This window comes from Mesorhizobium sp. M7A.F.Ca.MR.362.00.0.0 (genome assembly GCF_004023175.1).
In the GTDB taxonomy this organism is placed as follows: domain Bacteria; phylum Pseudomonadota; class Alphaproteobacteria; order Rhizobiales; family Rhizobiaceae; genus Mesorhizobium.
The window spans coordinates 1-448 of record NZ_RZTF01000269.1 but is presented as its reverse complement, the minus strand read 5'-3'; the positions used below and the strand labels follow the sequence as shown (position 1 = coordinate 448).

1 protein-coding gene is annotated in these 448 nt (G+C 65.8%); it reads left to right on the top strand.

All coding sequences use genetic code 11. The annotated features are described in order from the left end of the window. On the top strand, positions 1-448 hold a 448-nt coding region (locus tag EOC06_RS26010), incomplete at both ends, for an LpxD N-terminal domain-containing protein (RefSeq protein WP_281062112.1).

Genomic DNA, 448 nt, shown 5'->3' with positions numbered 1-448 from the left:
GTGCTCGTCGATTCCGGCCACTCCGATATTTCGATCGAAGCACTCGCGCCTGCCAGCGAGGGCGGCGAGAATGCGCTCGTCTTTGTCGATGGCAAGCGTAATTCCGCGCTGATGCCGTCGTTGCGGGCAGCCGCGGTCCTGTGCCCGGCGGAATTTGCCGGCAAGGCGCCGGCAAGCGTTGCCGTTCTCATTCATCCGCGTCCGCAACAGGCCTTCGCGCTGATCGGGCGTCTGCTGTTTCCGAGGGCGGCGACACCAGGGCCAATGACCAGCGAAACCGGCGTCTCGCCGCACGCTCACGTCGATGCGACCGCGCATGTCGAAGCCGGTGCCGTCATCGAGGCCGGCGCGGTGATCGGGCCAGGTGCTTCGATCGGCAGCGGCACCGTCATCGCCCCAAATGCGGTTATTGGACAATCCTGCCAGATCGGCCGCGACGGCTATGTCG